The following is a 23947-nucleotide window of genomic DNA, read 5'->3' as shown; positions in this document are numbered from 1 at the left end:
TATGGATAATGCGTTAGGGTTCTTGCTGGAACAATCTAAAGATCGCGAAGACCAAGCGGTATTGGCACTTAACCAGGCTCGCTCTGAACTCGATAATTATTACGATCAACTTTCACAAATTGAAAAGTATCGCCTTGATTATTGCCAGCAATTGATCGATCGCGGAAAGCAGGGGTTAACGGCCAGTGAATATGGCCACCTTAATCGATTTCTAACCCAATTGGATGAAACGCTCGCCAAACAAAAACTGGCAGAGGAGCACTTTAAAAGCCAAGTGGATAACTGCCAAGAGCACTGGTTAGAAGTGCGAAAACAACGTCGTTCTTATGAATGGTTATTAGAAAAGAAACAGTCCGAGCAGCAGAAGCTTCAAGACGCTCGAGAGCAGAAGCAACTGGATGAGTTTTCAACCCTTCAGTTTAGTCGCATCAAATCGAAGCGAGATCTCTTTTAGCTAAAACTCTTGGCGTACTTCTTGCAATTATCTTGAGTTAAATAGCGTTTAGGAGCTTCCATTCATCCTATTTGCCGCTGAGATAATGAGAACGAAGTAAACCGTTTCCTTGCTAAGAGTGTTACCGATATGAATATAAATCTTACGCCAGTTTCCGATAGCCCAAAAACTAAAGCCACTGCTTCTGTTGGTAGCGGGGCTGCATCTGAAGTGTCTGATGCAACTTCGACTGAATCGGGTGGCTTTTTTGCTGCATTCTCTGAGATGGTAGGTGATTTAATCGATGGTGATGAAACGGCAAAGAATGCGCCAGTAGATGGGGCCGAGAAGGAAGGGCAAGCCGTTGATTCTGAAGGGGCGGATGGAAAGAGTGTCGCTAAAGCAAGTGATTCAGAAAGCGATGAAAGTGCCGATGCACTTTTAAAGCAAGCGAATGCATCTGATACTGATAGCAAGGCAGTAAAGAGCGCAACCGATGAGGAAGATAAGTCGCTCGATAAAGCGGTGACCATGGCTAAGTCAGATAAAGAAAACCAAGAACAAAGCTCTAAGAGTGCGTCTCAGACGGTGAGCGAGAGTGATGAGTTACTCGATCGTTTGAATGAATCAAATAACGCACTTAAGGGGAATAACGGCAAACCATTGCCTCAGCAAGAAGATGATGGTGATCCTGCCGCCAAAGTTCCAGCGGTAGCAACCGGGACCAAAGAGCAGGAAACCCAAGCTATCAAGCAGGCGGCGAACAAGGAAAAAGTAGATTTGACTATAGAAGGTGGTCAAAGCACTGCGGCGGAACTCCCTGAATCAATCAAACCCTTTATACAAGGTGAACAGCTCGACAGCAGTCTGGCTAAAAGTGATGTTGCCACTATGTCAGTGCAAGACGGTTCAGCAAAAAATACAGATAAAGACATGCTAGCGGCGGCAGTAGCGGGTAGTCAGATGGTCAATCAAGACGATGAGATAGCCAACGCTGCGCAGTTAACTCAGGTATCCCCTTCTAAAGGTCAACCAGTAGAAGGTGTTGACCCACGAGCAGATACACAGGCAATGCAGACGGTCGGTTCAGTGAGCGCTGCTGATACGAGCCAAATAGAGCAAGAAGCCATAGTCGCAGCAGGAATGGGAGCCAGTGCTATTGCTTGGAATAACCCAGCTTCGGCTGAACAGGCTGCGCTTGATGAAGTCGCAATGAAAGCGTCGAGAGGCCAAGTACCTGTTCCACAAAATCAAGCTGCAGTTGCTGCCTCAGTCCAGCAGGCGCTCAATCAACAACATCAAACAGCAGCGCAAGCAATGTCTCCATTGGATAAAATCGCAATGGAAAATATGGCCTCTTCTATGCCTGCTGATTTAACGCAAGCTCAATTGCAACAAATGGTGGCGGCAAACAGCGCACTGCCAACGGGTGTGCATGGTCAAGCGAGCAATCAGGCTGCGTTGAAAGCAGCATTAGGATTAAAAGCGGCCAATGGGATTAACTCAGCCCAATCAAATGATCCAAAAGACGCGGCGTTAGCTCAACAAATTGCGCAAGCAGCAGGCCAGCAGCCGGGTATCACCGCAACACGTACAGATGCAGCGGCACAGGCACAAGCCCCTATGCCACTGAATAGGGAAATGGCCACGGATCAAATGGCTGAGCGTGTGCAAATGATGATGTCGAAGAACCTGAAAAATATTGATATTCGACTTGACCCACCTGAGTTGGGAAGAATGCAAATTCGCATGAACATGAATGGCGACAATACCGCGGTTCACTTTACAGTCAGTAACCCTCAGGCAAGAGAAATGATAGAGCAATCCATGCCAAGATTACGCGAAATGTTGGCTCAACAAGGCATGCAATTGGGGGATTCTTCTGTTCAGCAGCAAAGTGCTGGGCAACAACAAGGTCGTTATGCCGCACAAGAAAACCAACAATCTGGTCAAGCTTCAGGCAGCCAAGCCACAAATGGTGACGAAAACCTTGATTCAGGCACAAAAGTTGATTTGAATGTCACAACAAAGCGTGATGGAATCAGTTATTACGCTTAAACTATACAAAACAGAATGATAGAAAGAGAAAATTGAGACGGATATGGCTGACGAAGAATTAGAACAAGAAGCACCCAAAGGAAAAAGTAAACTCTTAATCATTATTATTGCTGTCGTTGTATTGCTCGTTGGCGGCGGTGGTGCTGCATTTTTCTTGATGGGTTCAAGCGAACCTGATGGCGCTGAAGCTGAAATGCAAGCTGCGGTGAATATTCCAGAAGAACCTGTCGCGTATGTAAATATCCCCCAACCGTTTTTATTCAACGTGACTGGGGATTCTCGCGATAGGCTGGTACAAATAAAAGTTCAGTTAATGGTGCGCGGCAGTGAAAACGAAAATCTCGCTCGCTATCACTCTCCACTTATTGAAAGTGCTTTGCTAGGGACTTTTGCATCTGCAACGGTTGATCAGCTGCGCAGTGCGAATGGTCGTGTAGAGTTGCGCGAAAAAGCGAGCGAAGACATTAAAGCGAATTTGACGCGTGCGGTTGGTCACTCTGTGATTGAGCGAGTCTTGTTTACCGATTTTGTAATCCAATAGGTGTGACGTGACCGATCTATTAAGCCAAGATGAAATTGATGCGCTCCTTCACGGTGTTGATGATGTCGATGAAGTGGAAGATGAAGCTGAGGTAGATAATGCCTCGGCGGTTAACTTTGATTTCTCTTCGCAAGACCGAATTGTCCGCGGACGAATGCCGACGCTTGAGCTCATTAACGAGCGTTTTGCGCGGCACTTGAGGATCAGCCTATTTAATATGCTGAGAAAAACGGCGGAAGTGTCAATTAACGGCGTACAAATGATGAAGTTTGGTGAATACCAAAATACATTGTATGTCCCAACCAGTTTAAACATGGTTCGATTCAGACCGCTGAAAGGAACGGCGCTCGTGACAATGGAAGCGCGACTGGTGTTCATCCTAGTAGAGAACTTTTTCGGTGGTGATGGACGTTTCCATGCCCGTATTGAAGGTCGTGAATTTACGCCAACGGAAAGACGAATCGTTCAGCTCCTACTCAAGATAGTTTTCGAAGATTACAAAGAAGCTTGGTCTCCGGTAATGGGGGTCGAATTTGAGTATCTGGATTCAGAAGTAAACCCAAGCATGGCGAATATTGTCAGCCCAACAGAAGTGATTGTTGTGAGCTCCTTCCACATTGAAGTGGACGGTGGCGGTGGTGACTTCCACGTTGTGATGCCTTACTCCATGGTTGAACCTATTCGCGAGCTGCTTGATGCGGGTGTTCAATCGGACAAAATGGAAACGGACATTCGTTGGAGCTCTGCACTCCGTGAAGAGATCATGGATGTTCCCGTTAATTTCCGAGTGAACTTACTAGAACAAGACATTTCTCTGCGTGATCTGATGGAGCTTCAAGCAGGGGATATTATTCCGATTACCATGCCAGAACACGCCACCATGTTTGTTGAAGAACTGCCGACGTACCGAGTCAAGATGGGCCGATCCGGTGAAAACCTAGCAGTTCAAGTATCAGAAAAAATTAAACGCCCAGATGTAGTTAAAACGGATCTCGCTTTCCTCGGCAAAGACATCATGTCCGAGTTTGAAAATGATGATGGCGACGATGATGACGAGTATTAAGAGTAGGTAATAAAGAATGAGTGAACCAAGTGACGACCAGAAACTAGCCGACGAATGGGCTGCTGCGTTAGGGGAAGATCCGGCTGCGCCAGAAGTTGACGTTGACGATATTCTTGCTGCTCCGCTTGATGAGTTACAAGATACATCTTCACCAATTTCAGATGATGAACGTCGTAAGCTTGATACGATTTTAGACATTCCAGTGACTATTTCTATGGAAGTAGGGCGATCTCAGATTAGTATCCGAAACTTGCTGCAACTGAACCAAGGTTCGGTTGTGGAACTTGAGCGCGTTGCGGGTGAATCGCTTGATGTATTGGTTAACGGTACGTTAATTGCCCACGGTGAAGTCGTTGTCGTCAATGACAAGTTTGGTATTCGTTTAACCGATGTTATTAGCCAAACTGAGCGTATTAAGAAGCTTCGATAATCCAGCTTGTAGATAACCGAGAAGTAAACGTAATTAATGAAATTCGCAGTATTAGGGCTATCTTTAATGTCATTTAGCTCGATGGCAGCAACGGGTACTCAGTTAGATTTAGCGACCACGGTAGGGTCGCTTTTATTCGTTATTGCTTTGATTGTCGTGTTGGCCTGGGCGTTAAAAAGAATGCGCGTGCCAACAATGATGAACCAGAAAGGGCTGAGTATCGTTCGTCAGATATCAGTTGGCACGAAAGAACGAATTATGATCGTGCAAGCTGGGGAAGATCAGTTCTTGGTTGGTGTCACAAGTCAGTCGATACAACTTATCTCAAAGCTTGATACCCCGATTACTCAGGAGGAGTTAGCGTCCGGATCGTTTGCAGACCAAATGAGCCAGCTATTGAAGAAAAATGGTTAAACTTAAACGTTTCATGCCACTGATACTCGCTTTTGTATTGGCAATTTTTGCTTCGGCATCTTTTGCTCAAGAAGAACTAGAGACGCCGATTCCTTCTACAGCAGCGGGCGCTTCGAGCGTGACTGTGACCGCGATGGAAAACGATCAAGGCGCTTCTCGCAGTACCGCTTCCGGCAGTGTGAGTGGAGGCGGTGGCATTCCTGCGTTTACGATGACCGCAAACCCAAACGGTGGTGAAGACTACTCGGTTAATATCCAGATACTGGCACTCATGACCATGTTGGGCTTTTTGCCTGCCATGGTTATTTTGATGACCTCGTTTACCCGTATCGTGGTGGTCATGTCGATTTTGCGTCAAGCAATGGGTTTACAACAAACACCATCGAATCAAGTGATCATTGGTATCGCTATCTTCCTGACCTTTTTCATCATGTCACCGGTGATCAATAAGATAAACGAGGACGCCGTACAGCCATACTTGAACGAATCCATCACGGCGAGACAAGCGTTCGACACGGCGCAAGAGCCGTTAAAAGCCTTCATGCTGAAACAGACACGTGTTAAAGATCTCGAAACGTTTGTGAAAATCTCTGGCTCTACGGTCAATCAACCGGAAGATGTCTCCATGGCGGTCTTGATTCCAGCGTTTATTACGTCTGAGCTCAAGACGGCTTTCCAAATTGGCTTTATGCTCTTTTTGCCTTTCTTGATTATTGACCTTGTCGTGGCGTCCATTTTGATGGCTATGGGTATGATGATGTTGTCACCCATGATCGTATCTTTGCCATTTAAACTCATGCTGTTTGTACTTGTCGATGGATGGAATCTTATACTCTCCACCTTGGCCGCAAGTTTTGCATTGTGACGGGAGATAACCATGACTCCTGAGCTGTTTGTTGAAATCTTTAGAGAAGCCCTTTGGATGGTGCTGTTGATGGTTTGTGCCATCATCATCCCTAGTCTTCTGGTGGGTTTAGTGGTTGCTGTCTTTCAGGCGGCGACATCAATCAATGAACAGACACTGAGCTTTTTACCTCGTCTAATCGTCACGCTTCTTGCGTTAATGCTGTTTGGCCATTGGATGATGCAGATATTAATGGACTATTTCTTTGGCATTATCGAACGATTGCCGCAGTTGCTCTATTAGAGGCGGCTTATGGAATACCCTGCTGATGTTGTTTTAGAGTTTATTGCCAACTTCTTTTGGCCGTATACTCGAATAGCCGCCATGTTGATGGTGATGTCGGTAACCGGAGCTCGATTTGTCCCTTCTCGTGTTCGTTTGTATCTAGGCTTAGCAATCACGCTGGCAGTATCTCCGGCCATTCCTACTGTACCTAAAGAGCTTGAATTGCTCTCTTTTGAAGGTTTTCTTACGGTTTTAGAGCAGGTTATCATTGGCGTTGCGATGGGAACCATCACTCAGTTCATGATTCAAACGTTCATCATCTTAGGTCAAATATTGGGTATGCAATCGAGTTTGGGTTTCGCATCCATGGTTGACCCAGCCAACGGACAAAGCACGCCGTTACTTGGTCAGCTTTTTATGTTCTTGGCGACAATGTTCTTCTTATCGACTGATGGCCACCTAAAAATGATTCAACTCGTGGTATACAGTTTTGATAGTTTGAAAATTGGTTCGGGATCGCTCACCACGGTTGATTTTCGTGAGATTGCTTTGTGGTTGGGTCTGATGTTTAAGACGGCATTGAGTATGGCGCTGTCGGGCATTATTGCCTTGCTAACCATAAACCTTTCTTTTGGCGTTATGACGCGTGCTGCGCCACAATTAAACATATTCTCACTCGGTTTTGCTTTTGCTCTATTGGTTGGTCTATTGATTTGTTGGTACATCTTAGGGGGGCTCTTCAGTCATTACGAACTATTTTGGATCGAAGGTGAGCAGCAAATATGTCGTTTGATTCAATTGGATTGTTAGCGCTCGGGAAATTAGGAAATTAGATGGCAGAAGATTCAGGTCAAGAACGCACAGAAGACGCCACGCCCAGACGCTTGCAGCAGGCCCGCGAAAAAGGGCAGGTTGCAAGGTCAAAAGAACTGGCGTCAGTATCGGTGTTGATCGTTGGGGCTATTGCTCTGATGTGGTTTGGCGAGTCGTTAGGAAAAGAGCTGTTTAACTCGATGAGTCGCTTGTTCACTTTAAGCCGTGAAGAAGTGTTTGATATGAGTAAACTGGGCGAGATTGCTGTCGGTGCTTTGGCTAGCCTGCTCGGGCCACTTATCTTGATTCTTTCAATGTTATTTGTGGCGGCGCTTATCGGCGCAGCGGGTGTTGGTGGCGTGAATTTCTCGATGAAAGCCGCAATGCCTAAGGCTTCGAAAATGAACCCGCTAAGTGGCTTGAAAAGAATGGTTGGTGTTCAGAGTGGGGTTGAGCTTCTTAAGTCGATACTCAAAGTATCTCTTGTATCGGGCGTCGCGTTTTACCTGATTAATGCGTCGAAGAATGACCTTTTCCAATTGAGCATGGATGTCTACCCCCAGAATATTTTCCACGCCCTCGACATCTTATTGAATTTCATTCTTCTTATTAGCTGCTCATTACTGATTGTCGTCGCGATAGATGTGCCATTTCAGATTTGGCAGCACGCCGAAAAGCTTAAGATGACGAAACAAGAAGTGAAAGACGAACATAAAGATACGGAAGGTAAGCCAGAGGTCAAAGGGCGCATTAGGATGCTTCAGCGCGAAGCGGCCCAACGTCGAATGATGGCCGATGTCCCTGAAGCTGACGTCATTATTACTAACCCGGAACACTTTTCAGTCGCACTTCGTTATAAACAAAATGTCGATAAAGCGCCCGTTGTTATCGCGAAAGGGGCGGATCACATGGCACTCAAAATTCGAGAAGTGGCACGTGAACATGATATCTACGTGATACCTGCGCCACCGCTTGCAAGGGCTCTTTACCATACCACTGAGTTAGAGCAAGAGATCCCAGACGGGCTCTTTACCGCTGTCGCCCAAGTTCTTGCGTACGTTTTCCAGTTGAAGCAGTTCCGAAAACGAGGTGGGCAGAGACCTAAACTCGATGAAAACACGATGACGATACCAACGGACCTTCGCCACTAAACTTTACTCACGCAGTGAGTTTCCCTAGCGCTACTTTTCAGGAATCGATAATAAGATGAGTAACGCGCCATCTCCGCCAAATTCAAGCGGTGCCTGGTGAAATGCCATCACATCAGGGTGTTGGGCTAACCACAATGGCGATTTCTGTTTAAGAATATGTTTGCCAATACCGTGTTGAACACAGGCACAGTGGACATCATTCTTAATACAATAAGCAATCATCGCCCCCAACTCTCTTTTGGCTTCATTCTGAGTCATACCGTGCATATCTAAAAAGACATCCGGGACATACACACCACGACGTAGCCTTTTGACTTCGTACGTAGATACATCATCGCGTGCATAGCGTGTTGGCCCGTCTTGGCTTAAAAGTGGCACAAACTCGTCAGAGAAATAGAATTCAGTATCACTGGCTTCTCGAGCCGTGCGTTTGACTTCTTTTTGTTTAGCGTTTCTTTTTGGTGGCTGGACTATGGTATCCTGTCGCAACTTTTTTACGCCCTTTACTGCTTCAGTAAATAACGCAAAATCGTCATCCATATCGGTGTCTTTTTTGCTCATGTTTTGCTCATTGTCTTGCTAGTCGCTTGATAGCTTAACGTTTTAAACTTTAATAGCAGTATTGTAGCGCTTTTCGGAGGCAATTTTGGATAAGATTTTTGTAGAAGAAGCGGTATCGGAACTTCATACCCTTCAAGATATGATTCGTTGGACAGTCAGTCGTTTTAATGCCGCTAACTTATTTTACGGTCACGGCACTGATAACGCATGGGATGAAGCGGTTCAGCTTATCCTACCAACGTTATACTTACCTATTGATCTTCCTCCACATGTTTTGAACTCTCGCCTGACGAGCAGCGAGCGTCTGCGCATTGTTGAGCGTGTTGTGAAACGCATTAACGAGCGCACTCCTACGGCTTACTTAACCAATAAAGCTTGGTTCTGCGGTTTAGAGTTCTTTGTTGATGAGCGTGTTCTCGTGCCTCGTTCTCCAATTGGGGAGCTGATTGAGGCGCAATTCCAACCTTGGTTAACCGAAGAACCAGCGCGTATTATGGACATGTGTACTGGCAGTGCGTGTATTGCTATCGCGTGTGCTCATGCCTTCCCTGATGCGGAAGTCGATGCGATTGATATCTCAACCGATGCACTTCAAGTCTCTGAGCAAAACGTACAAGATCATGGGATGGAGCAGCAAGTTTTCCCTATTCGCTCCGATCTATTCCGTGACTTACCAAAAGATAAATATAATCTGATTGTGTCTAACCCACCGTATGTGGACGAAGAAGACATGAACAGCTTGCCGGATGAGTTCACTCATGAACCAGAACTAGGCCTAGCGGCAGGTACAGACGGGCTTAAGTTAGTACGTCGTATTTTATCAAATGCACCCGATTACCTAACGGATGACGGCATTCTTATCTGTGAAGTGGGTAACTCTATGGTTCATATGATGGAGCAATACCCTGAGATTCCATTTACTTGGATTGAGTTCTCGAACGGTGGCCATGGCGTCTTTATGATGACTCGCGATCAACTTGTCGCTTGCGCTGATGAGTTCGCTATCTATAAAGACTGATTCGCTTTCGGCAACGTCAAAATGTTAGAAACGTCAGCGTAATGCTGGCGTTTTTTATGAGCGTTACTTTCTGTGGCTCTAGAAAACCGAAATAGCGTGACTTTAGGGGTTTACATCAAACCGTATTAACGCCACTATGAAATAACTAAAAATTGAAGTGTAAAGCCCAATATACAGGGCCAAAAAGGTTGAGGAAGCAATGGCAGGAAACAGTATCGGACAACATTTCCGAGTCACGACATTCGGAGAAAGTCACGGTATCGCACTAGGATGTATCGTAGATGGGTGCCCACCAGGATTAGAAATCACTGAAGCTGATCTACAAAAGGATTTAGACCGTCGTCGTCCAGGTACTTCACGCTATACCACTGCACGCCGCGAAGCGGATGAGGTAAAAATTCTATCAGGTGTATTTGAAGGCCAAACGACAGGCACTTCGATTGGCCTATTGATTGAAAATACCGACCAACGCTCGAAAGATTATTCAGAAATAAAAGACAAATTCCGCCCAGGGCATGCCGACTACACATACCATCAAAAGTATGGGGTGCGTGATTACCGTGGCGGTGGCCGTTCGTCGGCGCGTGAAACCGCCATGCGCGTAGCTGCGGGGGCAATTGCCAAGAAATATCTGAAACAAGAATTTGGCGTTGAGGTTCAAGCGTACCTATCTCAAATGGGTGACGTTTCAATCGATAAAGTGGATTGGAATGAGATTGAAAACAATGCGTTCTTCTGCCCTGATGCCGATAAAGTTCCTGAGTTTGACCAGATGATTCGTGACCTTCTTAAAGAAGGAAACTCGATTGGCGCGAAAATTCAGGTTGTCGCAACGAAAGTACCCGTAGGACTCGGTGAGCCTATATTCGATCGTCTGGATGCGGATATTGCTCATGCCCTGATGAGTATTAATGCCGTGAAAGGCGTGGAAATTGGCGATGGTTTTGATGTTGTTAATCAAAAAGGCAGCGAACATCGTGATCCGTTAACGCCAGAAGGTTTTGCGAGTAATCATGCCGGCGGAATTCTTGGTGGTATCTCAACGGGCCAAGATATTGTTGCAAGTATCGCATTGAAACCGACATCGAGCATCACCGTACCAGGTGATACGATTACCAAAGAGGGTGAGCCTACACAACTGATCACTAAAGGTCGTCATGACCCTTGTGTCGGCATTCGTGCTGTCCCAATCGCAGAGGCGATGTTAGCGATTGTTCTGCTTGATCACTTGCTTCGTCATCGTGGACAGAACTTTGGTGTCACAACGGAAACGCCAAAGATCTAAGCTTTCATATTGAATAGAAATAGCGCCCTTAGTTGGCGCTATTTTTTTGAGCAAAATGTGGAGTCAAAAGGGTGACCAGTTCCTCCCATACCGCCTCACTGGCTTTTGAACGCGTTGTTCTTCCCAAGCAAACCAACTGAATTGGCACCGTTTCATCCGTTGTAAACGGCGTCAGTATCTTCACTAATTCACCGCTTGCCAATTCTTCGGCAATGAAATTGGGATCTATCATGGCTATTCCAAGCCCTGACTTTAGCATCTCGACTAACGCTCTCGCATCATCACTGGTTATCGCGGCCTCGACGTTGATGGACTCCATCGCCCCTACGGAGTTTTTGAATTGCCAGCAGTCGTGTGTGGTTGTGTTGTTTTTAAAGACAAGGCACTGGTGAGACTTTAGTTGGCTTGGCTCGCTAGGTGTACCCATATTCTCAATATAGTCAGGGCTTGCGACAAAGCACCACCGCTTAATACCAATCGCTCTCGCCACCATCGGAGAGTCTGGTAAGTTGCCTATTCGAATGGCGATGTCTACTTTGTTCTCCAGTAAGTCCGTGTTGTTATCATCAAAACTCAATTCCAGTCGGATCTGAGGAAATCGCGCCATAAGCGACTTAACATGGCTAAGTAAGTAACGTTGACCGATTAAGGTGGAACAACTGATGCGAACGAGGCCCTTAGGTTCAGCGTGTTGTTTCGAGATAAAGTCATCAACATGATTGAGAATGCTGGGCAGGGATTCAGTGATGCGCAGTAGATCTTCACCACTTTCTGTTAATGCAAGCTTACGGGTCGTTCTTTGCATCAACCTTTGGCCAACTAGCTCTTCTAATTGACTTATCTTCTTGCTCACTGAAGGTCGAGGTAAACCCATCTGATTGGCTGCGGCTTGAAAACTGCCGAGTTTTGCAACCAACCGAAAGACGGCAAGGTTCGGGAGCAATTTATGCGTATCATTGTCATTGGTAATCATATGGAACTAAATTGTTGACTTATTGGTATCTTATTGGAAATAAAATAATCCTTTATTCTTGGTTTAAAATCAACCAGAAGGAAAAGGTCATGACGCCAAAGACATATTTAATAACGGGTGGAACTGCGGGTATTGGTTACGCCACGGCCAAGAGCCTAAGCAAACAAGGGCACAGTGTTGTCATCACGGGTCGTAACGCAGAGAAAATTGAAAAAACAGTACGAGAGATACATGGCGATGTGATTGGAATCTTATGTGATAGTGCAAAGCATGAGGACACGACTGGTTTGGGTGATGCGCCTGAACTGCAGGGGATGAAGCTTGATGGTGTGGTGTTGAATGCTGGGGTTTATTTCCCTAATCAGTTCGGAGAAACGACACTGGATCAATTTTCTCAAACATTCGATGTTAACTTTAGAGCGCCGTTCTTTAGCCTGCAATCACTTTTGCCGCGGTTGAATGACCAGTGCAGTGTTGTCATGGTGTCTAGCTTGGTCGTGAACAAAGCGTTTGCCGACTCTTCCTTGTACAGTGCCAGTAAAATGGCATTAGAGGGATTCGTGTCGACTTTGAATGTAGACCTAGCCGCCAGAGACATTCGAATCAACAGTGTTAGGCCCGGTGTGACAGCGACTGAGATTCAGGGGAAAGCGGGCATGACGAAAGAGACACTAAGTGAGTTGAGAGAAGCGATGACAGCCACTGCGCTTGGCAGAATATTGGAAGCGTCCGATATTGTGCCTTCTATCGAATTTTTATTGTCCGACGCATCACTTGGAATGAGAAGTGCGGCGATTGATATCGATGCAGGGTTTGGCTTATAGCATTTTAAATATATTCAGTCTGACGGTGTTGCCGACAGACTGAATGTAAGATCAATGCACTGAGCCTTCGTGTTCTAAATGGAATGAGGGTAAGCGCCATTTGAATCGTACGGCAGCCATGCGTAACGTATAACCGAAGACTAGGGTTACGATGGTGGCAGTGACATCATTAATGCCAAACTCTAAAAGAGAGAGGTAGAGTGCAGAGGCCATTAACGCGACGGATGCATATAACTCTTGATGTAAAACCAAAGGCGTTTGTCGGCAAATAAGATCTCTCAACAGCCCTCCAAATACACCAGTGACAATCGCAGACACTAGGCAAATACCAATATGAAGCCCATTCCAAGCGCGACTTTTGTACCAATAATACTAAATACGATTAACCCAAGCGCATCTAAGCGTATGAATATCCCCTTGAGTTTGATGACCCATTTGGCAAGCCCTGTCGTGACGACACCCGCGATACACGTAATCGCTAAATACTCTGGGTTTTCTACCCAACCTAGAGGGTAGTGACCAAGCAGGATATCTCTCACGGTTCCGCCACCTATAGCCGTAGCACTAGCAACCAGCATGACACCAAACCAATCCATCTTTTTTTTGCCCGCACTTAAGGCGCCAGTCATGGCTTCTGCGGTAATCCCAATAATGTACAAAACGCTGAGTAACATATCGCGCTCTCTCTCAGTCAAATACAACACATCAAGCCGTGTGGCATGAGTAAAAAATGAAGCGAGAGTGTAGTAGTAATTGAGTTTTGTGACGAATGAAAATATGTACGCCAAATTCGTCTTTCAGATTAGGTATTGTAATGGCTTAGTGTGAATAGAGCGCTTTACCTTCGAATCAAAAAGCAGCAAAATGTTCGCGTTTACCGTGACCAACTTTTGAAATCCATGACTCATCAATATCAAGATATTATTGCTATTTTCAATCAGACCTTTTTTAACTCGTACAACACCAAGTTAGAGTTGGGGGGAGATGAGCCTGTTTACTTACCCGCCGACGCAGCAACTGCGTATCATCGAGTGATATTTGCTCGAGGTTTTTATGCTTCTGCACTGCACGAAATTGGACACTGGTGCGTGGCGGGGCCTCAGCGCCGTTTATTGGAAGATTTTGGCTATTGGTATGAGCCTGATGGTCGAACTGAACAAGTGCAAGCCGAGTTCGAAAAAGTTGAAGTTCGGCCTCAAGCGTATGAGTGGATACTATCAAAAAGTGCAGGCTTTCCTTTTACAGTGAGCTGTGACAACCTACACGGCGATTTTGAACCTGACCGTTTGGCTTTTATGAGCAAGGTTCATAAAGAAGTGTTAGGAATATTAGAACAAGGGTTACCTAAGCGAGTCGAGATGTTGTCAAACGCACTTCGCCATCACTATCAAGTTGAACCATTAAGCACTAGCCAATTTATCGTAAAATAAGAGAACACAAGGTATTTATAAAGAATGATTATTGAATTCGAAGAGCAGCTTTTAGAACTTATTGATGCACGAATAGAAACTGCTTCAGACGATGAACTTTTTGCTGGAGGCTATTTACGAGGCCATATTTCTTTATCTGTCGCATCGTGTGAAGAAGAAGGCATTGAGGATGTGTCGGTCGTTAAAACGCGAATTGAACAGAGTTTAGCGGATGCAAAAACAGAGCTAACGCCCGCTGATAGTGCCATTGTTCATGATCTGTGGTTAGAACTGCAAAACCTTGCATCTTGATTCATCGTTGTCGTGATATCAGACTCATTCAAAAATATTGAATGACTCAGTAGGATTATTCCTCTTGTTAGAAAATATAGGTCGGTTATTCTGAGCCTACTTAAACGAAACGACGAAGGGTCCATCATGAAAGTTATCGCATTCGGTGCTAGCACCAGCTCAACATCTATCAATAAAGCTCTAGCAACTTATTCAGCAAACTTGATTGAAGGCGCTGAAGTTAAGGTCTTAAATATCTCAGATTACAATGTTCCTATCTTCAGTGAAGACAAGGAAAAAGAGATCGGTCAAGCAGAAGGTGCTCAAGCTTTTCTTCGTGACCTATCAGAAGCGGATGCTTTTGTTATTTCATTTGCTGAGCACAACGGCCATTATCCAGCCGCGTATAAAAACCTATTTGATTGGGCGACACGAATTGATCGTTCAGTCTTCGGTGAGAAGCCAGCCGTTTATCTAGCAGCTTCACCCGGCCCTGGTGGCGCACAAACGGTACTAGGTGCAGCAGTGGGTTCAGCGCCTTACTTTGGTGGCAATGTAAAAGCGTCGGTTTCTGTACCAAGTTTCTACGATAATTTTGATTTTGAGACAGGTTCAATTACTGACGAAGGTCTTGCGGACAAAATCAAGCAAGCTGTTGCCTCATTGAGCTAACTCGTTGTTCATTGCCTCATTTAAAGGGGTCATGTGAATAATGAAACGTATCTAGTGAACAGTAAAAGCCCGAATAACATAATGTTACTCGGGCTTTTTAATTTCAGGTCTGAGGCTACGGTTATTATCTTTAGCCTGAACCACACCAATTAAGATTGCTTGTTCTTGTCTGCAACCCAACCCGCGGTAAGTGCCTTTCCTTTGCGCAAGCGTCTTACCCACATTCGGCTCGGGTGAATGGCTTCTAACACATCGGCGGGTAGAGGGAGCGGATCTCCACAAATTTGTGAGGCTAGCACTTCAGCAAGCAGTGGTGCGGAGCTTAATCCTCTAGAGCCTAAACCAATGAAGCAGTATAGGTTAGGGTAGCTGGTGACCGGTTTGATGGCATCTAAAGAATCGCGCTTAGGATTGAATTTATGCAGGTCCTGATATTGTGTTTTGATCGCATCAAGGTCGCCAACATTCCCCACAAATGGCAAGTGATCGCGACTGACGCTGCGGATACCTTGTCGTGATAGGTTGTCACTAGTATCCACTTCTTGGGCCCACGTTTGCTCAGGCAGACAGGCAGCAAGTCGCTTACCATTATGAGCTTGAACTTCTGCGTCAAATGCTTGATTGATATTACTTTTATCGTAGTTAGCGCCAATGCAGTGGTGGTTATTGTTGGTATTGTAAGGCGTTAAATATCCATCGAAACAAAGGACAGTCCTGAGCTTTTTCAGGTTTTCTGTCGTTGGAATGTGACTGACCTGCCCCTTAACGGGAGTGAGAGGGATGGTTTGAGTCTGCTCAAACTGGGTGAATTTATGACCGTTCGCAATCACAACTTGATCATGATGAGCAACAATATCACCGCTGGGTGTTTGTATTGTGAGTTGCCACTGACTCTTATCGTTCAACCATTCCAGGTTTGTGACCTGATGTTGGTAATTCGCCGTAATAGCAGAATATTCCTCAAGCGAATGAATCAGACCTTGAGTGAGTTGCAAAGGGCTAAGCCATCCACCAAGGGGAAAGTGGACACTTTCCATATTTGTGTCTAATCCAACGGTTTGATTGGTTTGTTCCGCACTTTGGTGGGCAATGAGATCTGTATGAAAACCTCCCTCTAGCATTCGTTCGAGCTTTTTACGAGAGCTATCATCCCACATCAATATGTTTACGCCGCACCAGTTGTGATCGAATGGAATATTCTCCGCGGCTTGATCTATAAATTGGCGAGCAAATAGCAACCCAGGGCCAAAAACACGAGAAACGTTTGAGGTGGATTCACTTAACAGTGGGTAAATAGCCCCTTGATTGTTACCAGAGGCATTGCCTGCAGGTTGGTCGTGCTCACAGTACAGAGTAATGTGTTTCCCTCGACGGCTTAGTGTTTTGGCGAGCGCAGCTGTCGCCACTCCGCCACCAATAATCGCAATATCTTTCGAACTAGAGGGCTCTGAAAGGTGGTACCAAGGCTTGATGTTCGTGTGATCTTGTTTGGTGTTTAGTTGGCCAGCAATCATTTCCCGCTTTGTTCCAAACCCTTTGACTTTCTTCATTTCAAAGCCTGACTCGATAAGACCTCGACGCACGAACCCTGCGGCTGTGAAAGTGGCGCAAGTACAGTCTTTTTTGGCCAGTTTTGCCATACCGTCAAATAGCGCTTGGTTCCACATTTCTGGGTTCTTACTGGGAGCAAAACCATCCAGGAACCAAGCGTCAACGAGCCCTTTCTTTGGTGTAGGGACGATAGGCATGCAATCCTTTATATCACCAAACCACAAATCAAGTGTCACAGCACCATCATCAAGAACGATTCGGTGGCATTCCGGTAATGCAATTGGGTAGTGTTCCTGCAATTTTTTTGCGTATTCTGCTAGCTCTGGCCACGACTGATGGGCCTTTTCCAAATCCGCGATGCTAATTGGGTATTTTTCGAAGCTAATGAAATGCAGCTCTTGTAATGCTGATGTAGGATTTTGAGTTTTAAATAAATCAAAACGCTGCCATGCAGCAAGAAAATTCAATCCAGTACCAAATCCGGTTTCGGCAATCACAAAGCGACGTTGTTGAGACTCAACCCAACGTTGATTGAGATGATTTTGGTCGAGAAACACATAGCGTGATTCTTCAAGACCGTTTGCATTCGAGAAATAGACATCATCAAATTGATCTGAAACGGGGGTGCCAGTGTCATTCCAGGCGAGTTGAGCGTGAGTAATTGAGGTCATATTGATTGAAATTCGCGATGTTGAGCCATATATATGAGACGATTGTACGAATTTATGGGAAAGCTGACCACTTTTGTTGGCCTTCTTAGTTATTATCTAGCGGAATTTTGAATTATAGGAAGGTCACATGAAACGAGTCGTAATCACCGGTATGGGTATTGTTTCAAGTATCGGTAACAACGTCGAAGAAGTTTTAGCATCTCTAAAAGCGGGCAAATCAGGTATCACAGCTTCAGAACAGTTCAAAGAAAAAGGCTTACGTTCTCAAGTTTGGGGTAACCTAAAAATGACGCCAGCTGAGCACATTGATCGCAAGAAAATGCGTTTCATGGGTGATGCGGCTGCGTTTGCGTACCTTTCTATGGAACAAGCTATTGCAGATGCGGGCCTGACTGAAGAGCAAGTATCGAATGATCGTACGGGTATCGTTGCGGGTTCTGGTGGTGCTTCATCACTAAACCAAGTCAATGCAGTCGATATTTTACGTGAAAAAGGCGTTAAGCGCGTAGGTCCTTACATGGTTCCACGTACGATGGCTTCAACGGTTTCTGCATGTCTTGCAACCCCATTTAAAATCCGTGGCGTGAACTACTCTATGAGTTCTGCATGTGCGACATCAGCACACTGTATTGGCCACGCAATGGAGCTGATCCAACTTGGCAAACAAGATGTTGTGTTTGCTGGTGGTGGTGAAGAGCTTGATTGGTCTTTGACTATGATGTTTGATGCGATGGGTGCACTGTCTTCAAAGTATAACGATACTCCAGAGCTGGCTTCTCGTACTTACGATGCAGACCGTGATGGTTTCGTCATCTCTGGCGGCGGCGGCATGCTGGTTATCGAAGAGCTTGAGCACGCAGTGGCTCGTGGCGCAAAAATCTACGGCGAGATCGTGGGTTACGGTGCGACTTCAGATGGCTACGATATGGTTGCTCCTTCTGGTGAAGGCGCGGTTCGTTGTATGAAAATGGCAATGCAAAACGTTGATGGCGTTGACTACGTGAACACTCACGGTACTTCAACTCCTGTTGGTGACGTGAAAGAACTTGGCGCTATTCAAGAAGTCTTTGGTGGTAACAGCCCTGCAATTTCTGCAACTAAAGCGATGACTGGTCACGCTCTAGGTGCTGCTGGTGTACACGAAGCGATTTACTCAACGCTGATGCTAGACAACGGATTTATCGCACCAAGCATTAACGTTGCAAACCTAGACGAAGCTGGCGAAGGCCTAGACATCGTAACAGAAGCTCGTGAACAAGAGCTAACAACAGTGATGTCTAACAGCTTTGGCTTCGGTGGAACGAACGCAACATTGGTCATCAAAAAATACCAAGGTTAGTGTTTCTCTATAACTGAGAGCACCAAAGCTAAGAACTGAATGACGCTCGAAAGAGCTCGACAGTTTCCAGAGCTGACTGACCTATTTTCTAGGTTGGTTGAACAGACGCAAAATTTTGTCCCAAGGAGAGCGGGACAAATTCCTTTTGTTCTGGATGTTTGCCCGATTGATTATTCAATCGGGCATTTTTCGTTTTAGGGATGCCTATTTCAAATATCGATACGGATTCAGCCCTTTATTTATAATGTATTCCAATTGCGACTCGACACCGTGTGTGGAATTTAGCACAATCATTTCAATTCATATTTGGGTCGATAGACCCCAACAAAAGTACTCTCTAAATGAAAATCTTAATTGACGAAAATATGCCTTATGCTGAAGCGCTTTTTAGCCAGCTAGGGGAAGTGACTATGAAGTCTGGCCGCACATTAACGGCTGACGACCTAGTTGACGTAGATGCCTTGATGATCCGCTCTGTCACCAAGGTAAATGAGTCATTAATCAGCAAAGCTAATAAGCTAAAGTTTGTCGGTACTGCGACGGCTGGTATGGATCACGTCGACCAAGAATTGATGAAAGAGCGTGGTATTTTCTTCACTGCGGCACCAGGTTGTAACAAGGTGGGTGTGGCTGAGTATGCGTTCAGTGCGATGATGGTGTTGGCTCAGCAACACGGTTTTTCAGTTTTTGATAAAACGGTTGGTATTATCGGCTGTGGTCAAGTGGGCAGCTACTTAGCGAAATGCTTAGAAGGTATTGGTATTAAAGTCTTGCTTAATGATCCTCTAAAACAACAAGAGGGCGATACTCGTGAGTTCACTGAATTAGACACTCTGCTTGAGCAATCTGATGTCATCACATTGCATACGCCAATCACTAAAACAGGTGAATTCCCAACGCATCACTTGATCAATGAGCAAGTGCTCAACAGTTTCCGCGCGGATCAAATTCTGATTAATGCCGCTCGCGGCCCAGTTGTTGATAACCAAGCACTAAAAGCTCGCCTGCAAAAAGGCGATGGTTTTACTGCGGTTCTGGATGTGTTCGAGTTTGAACCTGAAGTCGACTTTGAACTTCTTCCGCTACTCGCTTTTGCCACTCCTCACGTAGCGGGCTACGGTTTAGAGGGCAAAGCGCGCGGTACTACGATGATATTTAACAGCTATTGTGAATTTTTAGGTACTGAACAGCGTGCTTATGCGAGCGATCTTCTGCCGACAGCGCCTGTGCCTCAAATGAAATTAGATAGAGCTTGGGACGAAGCAACACTGCACAATTTGACTCAGTTGATCTATGATGTGCGCAAAGACGACGCCTTATTCCGTCGCAATATCGCTACGCCGGGTTCTTTTGACAAGATGCGTAAAGAATATTGGGACCGCAGAGAGTACAGTGCAGTCGAGTTAACGGGCGGTGAATCTTGTAATTTAACGCCGTTATCTAAACTCGGTTTTATGGTAAAGCCAACTTTATAAAAGAGAGAAACAATGAGCCAAGAATTTAATATTGCTATTTTAGGTGCGACTGGTGCGGTTGGTGAAACCATTCTTGAAGTACTTAAAGAGCGTAAATTCCCTGTCGGTGAAATGCACTTACTAGCAAGTGAACGTAGTGAAGGCAAAACTTCCCGTTTTAACGGCAAAACAATACAAGTACAAAACGTAGAAGACTTCGATTGGTCTCAAGTACATATTGCGTTTTTCTCTGCAGGTAGTGAACTTTCAGAGCGTTGGGCTCCAATCGCGGCTGACGAAGGTGTTGTCGTTATCGATAACACATCACGTTTCCGCTACGAGTACGATGTTCCTCTGGTTGTGCCAGAAGTGAACCCTGAAGCGATTGCTGAGTTCCGTAACCGTAACATCATCGCGAACCCTAACTGTTCTACTATCCAAATGGTAGTGGCTCTGAAACCAATTCACGATGAAGTTGGGTTAGAGCGTATCAACGTATCGACCTATCAGTCGGTTTCTGGCGCCGGAAAAACAGGTATTGATGAGTTAGCTGGTCAAACGGCTAAGCTTTTGAATGGCACGCCTGCAGAAACGGACGCATTTCCTCAGCAAATCGCATTTAACTGTATCCCTCAAATCGATGAGTTTACCGAAAACGGTTACACTCGCGAAGAGATGAAAATGGTGTGGGAAACGCAGAAAATCTTCAATGACTCGTCCATTACCGTTAACCCAACGTGTGTTCGTGTGCCAGTATTTTACGGTCACGCCGAATCACTTCATGTCGAGACTCGTTCTCCAATTGGCGCAGAGCAAGCTATCCAGCTGCTAGAGGACACGGAAGGCGTTGAGGTTTTCCAGAATTTGGACTTCCCAACTCAGGTACGTGATGCAGGTGGTAAAGACCATGTCATGGTTGGACGTATTCGCAATGACATAAGCCATCATAGTGGAATCAACATGTGGGTGGTTGCGGATAACGTTCGTAAAGGCGCAGCAACAAACGCCGTTCAAATCGCGGAAATATTGATCAGAGATTACTTCTGATCACTGCTTTAAGCACGTAAGCCTTTTATCAATAAAGCCTCTCTGACGCGAGAGGCTTTTTTAATGGGTGTAAATAATTTGAACAAAATTCTGTGAGATTACTGCTAATATTCCATCAGCCACACATTTTTAGCCTCTCACCCTATAGTTTTGCTAGGTTTATCCGATATATTTAACAGATCGTAACTTTTTTCTCTTACAGCACAAAACTGAGCCTTCATATGCGTCAAATTTTAAAACGACTGTTATTGCCATTCGCAATAGTTGCCGTGACTCAGACTTCAATCGTTAGTGCAGAAAGCATTCGCCTGAAAGGTCCAAATGGTGAGGTGCAAACATCGCCCCAATTCTCTGAACAAATTACTCGCGCTCAAAGCAGCGAACCTGCTCGTTTTTATGGACCAACGACGTCATCAGACACATTGTGGCGGATAGCCTCACGAGTCAAGCCTGCTCCGAACCTAACGGTGCAGCAAACTTTGCTCGCGATTTACAATCTAAATCCACGAGCATTTGAAAACCAAAATATACATAGCCTCATTCCTGGTAGTAATTTACGTATTCCTTCGTTAGCGCAAGTCAACAGTGTGTCGACTCAAGAAGCCGTTAACGTAATGACGGCTCACCAAGCCAAGTTAGACGGAGTGGCAGCGACACCGGCACCCGCAAGTCCTTCATCATCGGTTTCCGTTCAACCTCAGACTGAGTTGCCTAAAGCTCAGCCCAAAAACACTGAATCGAAAGACTCTATGGTGGAAATGGAAGACGTTAAACCTTCCAAGGCAACCTCTACGAACAAACCACCACGTGTTGAACTGTTAGAAAATGAGTTAGAGCTTTCAGAAAGCGAACTCATGGCTTTAGAGGAGAAAAACCATCAGCTGCGTTTGATGCTTTCACAAGTACAAACAGAAGTAGACGGATTAAAAGACGAGCTTGGAGACGAAAACCGAATTCGTTCCGAAGTTGAAAAACTGCTGAAAGAAGAACGAGATCGCCTTGCTGATCAGAAGATGGAAAAACCGTCTATCTTGGATCAGATATTATCGAATAACCTTCTCGTTGCCGCGATGGCGATCATCCCAGGGCTATTGGTTGGCTTGATTATCATTCTTCTCATTGGACGTCGTTCTAAGAAAGATGAGCCAGCTGAGCAAATGGCCACTCAACAAGAGGCGCCACAGGCTCCAGTTATCCCACCTCAGACGTTGGACGAAAGCATCGATGACGACCTATTGCTCGATGACGACCTCTTTGGAGACGATGTTGATATTGCTCTCGATGATGATCTGGACATTGATGACACGGCATCAGCAGAAGATGATGTCTTCGCCGGCCTAGATGACGACGATCTTGATTTCAACCTTGAAGGCGAGGATGACGAAGACCCATTTGCTGGTGTCGGAGACAATGGCGATCTAGAGGCTGAACTCGAAGATATCGACATGAGTTCAAATGGCATCAGCGTAAATAGCGAAGATAAAGCGTTAGGCCTAGAGGAAATGGAACGTGCATTAGATGACGTTTCGATGGATGGCAATGACGAAGAGGCCGAGTTTGATTTATCAGATGATGGTGAGATGTCTCAAGACGACATTGAAGCGCTATTGTCAGGGGAAGATCCAACCGAAGACTTACTTGACGATGAACTTGACCAGTCACTTCTTGACGAGCTCCTAAGTGAGGCTGTTGATGACGATGATGATGAGATCGATTCGTTGCTGGAAGAGTCCGCTGATGACTTCAATCTTGATACTGAAGAGCCAAGTGGTACATCAGATAGCGAAATCGATGACATTTTTGCTTCGGTAGAATCAGAGAATGACTTAGACCTTGGCGATGCGCCACTGGCAAGTGACAGCGAAATTGATGATTTGTTTGCCCAAATTGAATCTCAAGCTGATTTAGAGACGCTGGAACAACAATCGGTCGATGACACTGCTCTATTAGATGAACTATTGGAAGAGTCGTTTGATGTTGATGAAGACAGCACTGAACTACTTGATGAGCTGATCGACTCGAACAATGTCGAACCAAAAGAAAGTGATCTTGAAGAAGTTGAAGAGCTTGACGACAACAGCACCGATTTACTTGATGAGCTTCTATCCGAGTCCGTTACGGAGGAAGAGAGCAATACTGACATTCCCGATGAGTCGACACAAACTCTAGATGAAGTGCTAAACGGTGAAGCCGAAGCGGACAAAGTCACCATTGAAGAAGACAGTACGGACTTGTTGGATGAGTTGATTGATTCTGTTGAAGAAGATAATGACCTTGCTGATTCGACGGAGACATTAGATGAGTTAGTTGACTCAAATGACGAGTTTGAATCTGACGGCACTGAGCTGTTTGATGAACTTTTGGAAATTGAACAACAGTCTACAGAACAATCACTAGAAGCTGATTCAGCCGATGCGACCCCGAGTGAAGTCGAACCAGAAAACTCTGAGGCATTGTCCGTTGGAGATGAAAACAGTGATGGACTGGTTTCTGATGATGGATTGTCGGAATCAGGTGATGCACTAGCGGACGTATCCAATGACATTGGTGCTGAAGAAGCGGTTGACGAATCAAATCCGTTAGAAAGCGCCGCTGAGCTAGAAGAACCTGAAGAGTTTTCTAGTGAAGAATTTATCGATGACATGCTAAGTGCCGCTCCTGACATTGATCCACTGCTTGAAACCATGGAGATTTCGGATAACTTCGATAACGAGCCAATTACTGACTCTGAATCTGTTGAGGATAATATTGGAGACGTTACATCATTAGAGGTTGACGTTGACGAGCTTCAAACACAACCTGCAGAGCCAGAGCCAGAGC

Annotated in this window: 23 protein-coding genes and 1 pseudogene; 20 read left to right on the top strand and 4 right to left on the bottom strand. The window is 45.5% G+C overall.

Going from position 1 to position 23947, the window contains the following annotated elements:
• Position 1: 1 nt before the first annotated feature.
• The 10 genes from fliJ (at position 2) to flhB (ending at position 8032) form a co-directional block, all read left to right on the top strand.
• Positions 2–454, top strand: coding sequence for a flagellar export protein FliJ (gene fliJ / locus BCU12_RS16450; RefSeq protein ID WP_102405344.1), 453 nt, complete (start codon positions 2–4; stop codon positions 452–454).
• Between the two features lie 129 nt (positions 455–583).
• On the top strand, positions 584–2491 hold the full coding sequence (locus BCU12_RS16445; protein ID WP_102405343.1) for a flagellar hook-length control protein FliK: 1908 nt from the start codon (positions 584–586) through the stop codon (positions 2489–2491).
• Between the two features lie 43 nt (positions 2492–2534).
• Positions 2535–3032, top strand: a complete 498-nt coding sequence (gene fliL / locus BCU12_RS16440; RefSeq protein WP_102405342.1) for a flagellar basal body-associated protein FliL — start codon at positions 2535–2537, stop codon at positions 3030–3032.
• A 7-nt stretch (positions 3033–3039) separates the two neighbouring features.
• Positions 3040–4095 carry a flagellar motor switch protein FliM gene (gene fliM, locus BCU12_RS16435; protein WP_102405341.1) on the top strand — a complete coding sequence of 352 codons (1056 nt, stop codon included), beginning with the start codon at positions 3040–3042 and terminating at the stop codon, positions 4093–4095.
• A 16-nt stretch (positions 4096–4111) separates the two neighbouring features.
• Positions 4112–4525, top strand: a complete 414-nt coding sequence (gene fliN / locus BCU12_RS16430) for a flagellar motor switch protein FliN (RefSeq protein ID WP_102405340.1) — start codon at positions 4112–4114, stop codon at positions 4523–4525.
• A gap of 36 nt (positions 4526–4561) precedes the next feature.
• Positions 4562–4939, top strand: a complete 378-nt coding sequence (gene fliO, locus BCU12_RS16425; RefSeq protein WP_102405339.1) for a flagellar biosynthetic protein FliO — start codon at positions 4562–4564, stop codon at positions 4937–4939.
• A 13-nt stretch (positions 4940–4952) separates the two neighbouring features.
• Entirely contained in the window at positions 4953–5804 is an 852-nt protein-coding gene (fliP, locus tag BCU12_RS16420) for a flagellar type III secretion system pore protein FliP (protein WP_241909859.1), read from the top strand.
• A 12-nt stretch (positions 5805–5816) separates the two neighbouring features.
• Positions 5817–6086 (top strand): flagellar biosynthesis protein FliQ, encoded by a 270-nt coding sequence (gene fliQ / locus BCU12_RS16415; RefSeq protein WP_102405337.1) that lies wholly within the window; start codon positions 5817–5819, stop codon positions 6084–6086.
• A gap of 9 nt (positions 6087–6095) precedes the next feature.
• Positions 6096–6878: a flagellar biosynthetic protein FliR gene (gene fliR / locus BCU12_RS16410; RefSeq protein ID WP_102405336.1), complete on the top strand. Its 783-nt coding sequence runs from the start codon at positions 6096–6098 to the stop codon at positions 6876–6878.
• 23 nt (positions 6879–6901) lie between these two features.
• The gene (gene flhB / locus BCU12_RS16405; protein WP_102405335.1) at positions 6902–8032 is read left to right on the top strand and encodes a flagellar biosynthesis protein FlhB; all 1131 of its coding nucleotides are present in this window, start codon (positions 6902–6904) and stop codon (positions 8030–8032) included.
• A gap of 30 nt (positions 8033–8062) precedes the next feature.
• Here flhB and smrB read toward each other — a convergent pair whose 3' ends face one another.
• Entirely contained in the window at positions 8063–8593 is a 531-nt protein-coding gene (gene smrB / locus BCU12_RS16400; protein WP_102405334.1) for an endonuclease SmrB, read from the bottom strand.
• Positions 8594–8678: 85 nt separating this feature from the next.
• Between smrB and prmB the strand changes: the two genes are divergently transcribed.
• Positions 8679–9611, top strand: coding sequence for a 50S ribosomal protein L3 N(5)-glutamine methyltransferase (prmB, locus tag BCU12_RS16395; RefSeq protein WP_102405333.1), 933 nt, complete (start codon positions 8679–8681; stop codon positions 9609–9611).
• A 199-nt stretch (positions 9612–9810) separates the two neighbouring features.
• Positions 9811–10896, top strand: a complete 1086-nt coding sequence (gene aroC / locus BCU12_RS16390) for a chorismate synthase (protein WP_102405332.1) — start codon at positions 9811–9813, stop codon at positions 10894–10896.
• Positions 10897–10924: 28 nt separating this feature from the next.
• On the opposite strand, the gene BCU12_RS16385 is transcribed toward aroC, so the two are convergent.
• Positions 10925–11869 (bottom strand): LysR family transcriptional regulator, encoded by a 945-nt coding sequence (locus BCU12_RS16385; protein ID WP_102405331.1) that lies wholly within the window; start codon positions 11867–11869, stop codon positions 10925–10927.
• Between the two features lie 89 nt (positions 11870–11958).
• Here BCU12_RS16385 and BCU12_RS16380 point away from each other — a divergent pair, with 89 nt between their 5' ends.
• Positions 11959–12693, top strand: a complete 735-nt coding sequence (locus tag BCU12_RS16380) for an SDR family oxidoreductase (protein WP_102405330.1) — start codon at positions 11959–11961, stop codon at positions 12691–12693.
• 51 nt (positions 12694–12744) lie between these two features.
• Here the strand turns inward: BCU12_RS16380 and BCU12_RS16375 are convergent.
• Positions 12745–13367, bottom strand: a pseudogene (locus BCU12_RS16375) (trimeric intracellular cation channel family protein).
• A 225-nt stretch (positions 13368–13592) separates the two neighbouring features.
• Between BCU12_RS16375 and BCU12_RS16370 the strand changes: the two are divergent.
• The 3 genes from BCU12_RS16370 to BCU12_RS16360 all read left to right on the top strand — a co-directional run bounded on the left by BCU12_RS16370 (position 13593) and on the right by BCU12_RS16360 (position 15065).
• Positions 13593–14123, top strand: a complete 531-nt coding sequence (locus BCU12_RS16370; RefSeq protein ID WP_102405375.1) for an elongation factor P hydroxylase — start codon at positions 13593–13595, stop codon at positions 14121–14123.
• Between the two features lie 24 nt (positions 14124–14147).
• Positions 14148–14414: a YfcL family protein gene (locus BCU12_RS16365; RefSeq protein WP_102405329.1), complete on the top strand. Its 267-nt coding sequence runs from the start codon at positions 14148–14150 to the stop codon at positions 14412–14414.
• A gap of 126 nt (positions 14415–14540) precedes the next feature.
• Positions 14541–15065, top strand: a complete 525-nt coding sequence (locus BCU12_RS16360) for an NADPH-dependent FMN reductase (protein ID WP_102405328.1) — start codon at positions 14541–14543, stop codon at positions 15063–15065.
• 149 nt (positions 15066–15214) lie between these two features.
• On the opposite strand, the gene mnmC is transcribed toward BCU12_RS16360, so the two are convergent.
• Positions 15215–17287: a bifunctional tRNA (5-methylaminomethyl-2-thiouridine)(34)-methyltransferase MnmD/FAD-dependent 5-carboxymethylaminomethyl-2-thiouridine(34) oxidoreductase MnmC gene (gene mnmC / locus BCU12_RS16355; protein WP_102405327.1), complete on the bottom strand. Its 2073-nt coding sequence runs from the start codon at positions 17285–17287 to the stop codon at positions 15215–15217.
• Positions 17288–17414: 127 nt separating this feature from the next.
• Between mnmC and fabB the strand changes: the two genes are divergently transcribed.
• The 4 genes from fabB to BCU12_RS16330 form a co-directional block, all read left to right on the top strand.
• Positions 17415–18626 carry a beta-ketoacyl-ACP synthase I gene (gene fabB / locus BCU12_RS16350; protein WP_102405326.1) on the top strand — a complete coding sequence of 404 codons (1212 nt, stop codon included), beginning with the start codon at positions 17415–17417 and terminating at the stop codon, positions 18624–18626.
• 341 nt (positions 18627–18967) lie between these two features.
• Positions 18968–20101 carry a 4-phosphoerythronate dehydrogenase gene (locus BCU12_RS16340; RefSeq protein ID WP_102405325.1) on the top strand — a complete coding sequence of 378 codons (1134 nt, stop codon included), beginning with the start codon at positions 18968–18970 and terminating at the stop codon, positions 20099–20101.
• Positions 20102–20113: 12 nt separating this feature from the next.
• A complete protein-coding gene (locus BCU12_RS16335; protein WP_102405324.1) occupies positions 20114–21127 on the top strand; it encodes an aspartate-semialdehyde dehydrogenase in 1014 nt (337 codons plus the stop codon).
• 467 nt (positions 21128–21594) lie between these two features.
• The coding region (locus BCU12_RS16330) for a FimV/HubP family polar landmark protein (protein ID WP_277871283.1) at positions 21595–23947 on the top strand (2353 nt) is incomplete at its 3' end.

The sequence above is a fragment of the Vibrio sp. 10N.261.55.A7 genome (genome assembly GCF_002877365.1).
Lineage (GTDB): Bacteria > Pseudomonadota > Gammaproteobacteria > Enterobacterales > Vibrionaceae > Vibrio.
The sequence above is the reverse complement of the archived record's forward strand: the minus strand, read 5'-3'. Positions and strand labels throughout refer to the sequence as shown.

Excerpts from the sequence above, each read along its gene's own strand:
- fliR (WP_102405336.1), top strand. The coding sequence starts at position 6,096 with ATGGAATACCCTGCTGATGTTGTTTTAGAGTTTATTGCCAACTTCTTT.
- mnmC (WP_102405327.1), bottom strand. The coding sequence starts at position 17,287 with ATGACCTCAATTACTCACGCTCAACTCGCCTGGAATGACACTGGCACC.
- BCU12_RS16335 (WP_102405324.1), top strand. The coding sequence starts at position 20,114 with ATGAGCCAAGAATTTAATATTGCTATTTTAGGTGCGACTGGTGCGGTT.
- fliO (WP_102405339.1), top strand. The coding sequence starts at position 4,562 with ATGAAATTCGCAGTATTAGGGCTATCTTTAATGTCATTTAGCTCGATG.
- BCU12_RS16365 (WP_102405329.1), top strand. The coding sequence starts at position 14,148 with ATGATTATTGAATTCGAAGAGCAGCTTTTAGAACTTATTGATGCACGA.
- fliL (WP_102405342.1), top strand. The coding sequence starts at position 2,535 with ATGGCTGACGAAGAATTAGAACAAGAAGCACCCAAAGGAAAAAGTAAA.
- BCU12_RS16380 (WP_102405330.1), top strand. The coding sequence starts at position 11,959 with ATGACGCCAAAGACATATTTAATAACGGGTGGAACTGCGGGTATTGGT.
- fliN (WP_102405340.1), top strand. The coding sequence starts at position 4,112 with ATGAGTGAACCAAGTGACGACCAGAAACTAGCCGACGAATGGGCTGCT.
- BCU12_RS16340 (WP_102405325.1), top strand. The coding sequence starts at position 18,968 with ATGAAAATCTTAATTGACGAAAATATGCCTTATGCTGAAGCGCTTTTT.
- BCU12_RS16370 (WP_102405375.1), top strand. The coding sequence starts at position 13,593 with ATGACTCATCAATATCAAGATATTATTGCTATTTTCAATCAGACCTTT.
- smrB (WP_102405334.1), bottom strand. The coding sequence starts at position 8,593 with ATGAGCAAAAAAGACACCGATATGGATGACGATTTTGCGTTATTTACT.
- aroC (WP_102405332.1), top strand. The coding sequence starts at position 9,811 with ATGGCAGGAAACAGTATCGGACAACATTTCCGAGTCACGACATTCGGA.
- fliJ (WP_102405344.1), top strand. The coding sequence starts at position 2 with ATGGATAATGCGTTAGGGTTCTTGCTGGAACAATCTAAAGATCGCGAA.
- BCU12_RS16360 (WP_102405328.1), top strand. The coding sequence starts at position 14,541 with ATGAAAGTTATCGCATTCGGTGCTAGCACCAGCTCAACATCTATCAAT.
- fabB (WP_102405326.1), top strand. The coding sequence starts at position 17,415 with ATGAAACGAGTCGTAATCACCGGTATGGGTATTGTTTCAAGTATCGGT.
- BCU12_RS16385 (WP_102405331.1), bottom strand. The coding sequence starts at position 11,869 with ATGATTACCAATGACAATGATACGCATAAATTGCTCCCGAACCTTGCC.
- fliQ (WP_102405337.1), top strand. The coding sequence starts at position 5,817 with ATGACTCCTGAGCTGTTTGTTGAAATCTTTAGAGAAGCCCTTTGGATG.
- fliP (WP_241909859.1), top strand. The coding sequence starts at position 4,953 with ATGCCACTGATACTCGCTTTTGTATTGGCAATTTTTGCTTCGGCATCT.
- flhB (WP_102405335.1), top strand. The coding sequence starts at position 6,902 with ATGGCAGAAGATTCAGGTCAAGAACGCACAGAAGACGCCACGCCCAGA.
- BCU12_RS16445 (WP_102405343.1), top strand. The coding sequence starts at position 584 with ATGAATATAAATCTTACGCCAGTTTCCGATAGCCCAAAAACTAAAGCC.